The sequence below is a fragment of the Okeania sp. genome, from assembly GCF_983059655.1.
In genome coordinates, this window is the sequence record NZ_CEZPJD010000789.1 from 1 (window position 1) to 3,643 (window position 3,643).

The following is a 3,643-nucleotide window of genomic DNA, read 5'->3' on the forward strand; positions in this document are numbered from 1 at the left end:
GCAAACGACTTGCGCTTCAAATACATTTCCTGTAATTCTGACTCATCTTCCCAGGTACTATTCTCTACTGCCAAATTAACATTCGCAGCATAAGAACCCGAAGCATTAGAAAATACCCGCGTTGCAGCTTGACGTAAATTTACCCCTAAATCTTCCGCTTGCTTCAGAGCGTGCTTCCGGACAAAATTCATCTCTTCCGGTTCATCTGCTTCTGCCGCCATTTTCACAGCTTTATCCAAAAGATTCATTTGATTGATAAATAAATCTCGGAATACACCGGAACAGTTAATTACTACATCAACACGAGGACGACCTAATTCCTCCAATGGAATTAATTCCAACTTATTCACCCGACCCAAAGCATCAGGTACAGGTTTCACACCTACCATCCACATTACTTGAGCAAGTGACTCGCCATAAGTCTTGATATTATCAGTTCCCCACAATACAACAGCAATAGTTTCTGGATATTGTCCACCATTCTCCTGCATTTGCCGTGCCAATAAACGGTCAACCACAATTTTTGCCGACTTAACAGCAGCAGCAGTAGGAATAGACTGGGGGTCGAGGGCGTGCATATTTTTACCAGTAGGCAAAACATCCGGGTTCCGAATAGGGTCGCCACCAGGTCCGGGTAAAATATATTCCCCTTCCAACGCTCGTAACAGAGAACCTAATTCATTATCAGCACAAACCTGCTCCAAGCAAAATTCCAAATATTCAAACAGAGGTTTAATAAGTTCCGCATCAACATCAGGAAAACCAGCTTCATCCAAAGCTTCTATCCAAGGAGCTTTTTTCCTCATGTTGAAGAAATTGAGTTTGCTGACCATAGAAACTCGACCATCAGCGTCAGTTTGTTGATGAACTAATGCAGCTACAGCACTGCGAGTCGCTTCAACGATTTTTTGCAGTAACTCAACATCGGCAAGAATACCTTTATTATTATTTTGGTAAAGTTCCTCAATATCGCGGTTAAGACTATTAGCAATAATTCGAGGTAAACCAGTTATCCCTTCCTCTTCTCTGTCTAAACTAGCAATATTTACCAAAGTAGCGATCGCTTCTTCAGAACTAGGAGGTTTACCAATAATATGCAAACCGCAAGGCAACAACCGGGACTCAATTTCCATCAACCTACGATAAACATCCCCAACAATGTTATCTCGTTCTTCAGCGGTCAATTCTTGAGCATCTTTTTCTGGCAGGATAATATCTTGGTCTAAATTCACCATCCGACACTTATCCATGATGGTGTTGACAATGGGAATACCCCGTCCGCTATCCTTGAGAGTTTGATAAGAACCGATTAATTCGTTCAATTCCTGCAAACCTTTATATAAACCAGCATTTTCCGCAGGGGGAGTCAAGTAAGAAATAGTCTCAGCATAACTCCGACGTTTGGCAATAGTAGCTTCGCTAGGATTATTGGCAGCATAATAATAGATGTTGGGAGTACTACCAATGAGATTATCTGGATAACACTCTCCAGACATTCCAATTTGTTTACCAGGCATAAATTCTAGAGAACCGTGAGTACCGAAATGCAGCACCGCATCAGCTTTCCAAATTTGTTCTAAATAGGTATAGTAAGCAGCAAAACCATGATGAGGACTTGCGGAACGGGAGAATAATAACCGCATTGGGTCGCCTTCATAACCGAATGTTGGTTGTACTCCAATAAAAAGGTTTCCGAAACTCTTACCGTAGATTAATAAATTTTCGCCGTCGCTATTCAAGTTTCCTGGAGGTGGTCCCCAATTTTCATGCAACCTTTCCGAGTATGGAGTTAAACGTTCGTATTGTTCGACCGACATCCGGTGAGCAATGTTGAGTTCCGGACTTTGATATTGAGCAGTAGCATCGTGAATGACTTGCTTCATCAATTCTTCTGCGGAGTCTGGCAAGTCTTGGATATCGTAACCATTACCTTTGAGTGCTTTTACTACTTCATAGATAGAACCAAATACATCTAAATATGCAGCAGTACCCACATTTCCTTTATCTGGTGGGAAACTGAAAATAGTAATGGCTACTTTTTTGTCGAGTTTAGGTTTGCGTCTGAGACTTGCCCATTTCATAGCCCGTTGAGCAACAGCTTCGATGCGGTCTTGGAGAGCGATCGCTTTTCCGGTTGCTCCATCACGACCAGACATAATAATAGGTTCGATCGCTCCATCCAATTCGGGAATAGCTATTTGCAAAGCTACTTGTATGGGGTGAAGACCAAGTTCGCTTTCTTCCCATTCTTCGGTAGTTTGGAAAACTAGAGGTAAAGCTACCATATATGGTCTGTTCAACCGTTTCAGCGATTCAATAGCTTTCGGATGGTCTTGTCTAGCAGGTCCCCCTACCAGTGCAAAACCAGTCAAAGAAATAACCGTATCTACTAATGGTGTAGGTTCAACTCCTTTAGCAGCAACTTCCCAGAAATAAGCATCGACTGGTTTAGAAAAATCTAACCCTCCAGCAAATACAGGTACAACTCGCGCTCCCATTGCTTCCAATTCTTGCAACATAGCAACATAGTGAGCATCATCTCCCGTAACTAAGTGGGTACGCTGCAATACCAACCCAACACAGGGAGCGAGGGGGTCTTTTAAATCTTCAGAAATATCTTTGCGACTGTTGTACCAGGTGAGATACTCTTTAACATCCTCAAACATTTTTGGTGCGAGGGGATGCCAGATACCCATATCTGGATAAACAACTGGATCGACATATTGGAGAGAACTATTCTTCTTGTCTTTAAAAACATATTTATCTGCCAACATCAGTAGGAAATTTTCCAAGTTTTCCGAGGAACCCCCTAACCAATATTGGAAACTAAGCATAAAGTTCCTAGCATCCTGCGCCTTATCAATAGGCATATATTTCAAAACTTTCGGCAAAGTTTGCAACAACTTCAACATTCCATCTTGGAAAGAAGAACCAGATTTTTCCTTCCGCTTCCGCATAAACTGAGCGATCGCGCTTTTACTCTGACCTAGTTGCGCCATTGAGAAACTTCCCATTTTATTCAGGCGCATCACTTGAGGCATGGAGGGAAAAACAACAGCAGCGTCCAATTTATCGCGGTGGGGGGTAACAGCCTCCACTACTTTTTCGGCCAAGTCTTCGATGAAAATTAGGGAAGCGATAAAGATGTTAGCTTCGGAAACCTCTCGTTTAAAATTTTCGTAATTTTGTGGGTCTCTTAATTCTTCTATTAAATAGCCACTAATTTCTATGGCCAAATTAGGACTTTTTTCGTTGATAGAGCGCACTGCTGCTGAGAGAGAACTCTGATATTGTGCTTCTAAAACGATATATACAACTTTTAAGAGCGATCGCCCTTTTAGGTCTTCTGGGACAATGTGGCGAACGGTGGGTTTAACGGATGTGAACATTAAGTATTGCTCCTTGAGGATAATTGCTGATACTTAATGGGTATATTTACCAGAAAATGTTAATAAAAGGTAGAGTAAAGTGTTAATTTGATACAATTCGATAAGAAATTCAAAATTTTTTGTTACATTGATTGACAAAATGCTGAATATGTACTAATAGAGGATGGCGGAAATAACTGACCAGTTACAAAATCCTAAAAATAATTAGGGCTTGCTGAAAAAGTCTTTTTTAAGGAGTAGGGGAGCGGGGGAGT

General features: G+C 41.4%; 1 protein-coding gene. It reads right to left on the reverse strand.

Going from position 1 to position 3,643, the window contains the following annotated elements; translation table 11 throughout:
- Positions 1–3,389, reverse strand: a 3,389-nt coding sequence (locus tag AC3DU7_RS28405; protein WP_488042608.1) for a magnesium chelatase subunit H, incomplete at its 3' end; no start/stop codon positions are given.
- Positions 3,390–3,643 lie beyond the last annotated feature (254 nt).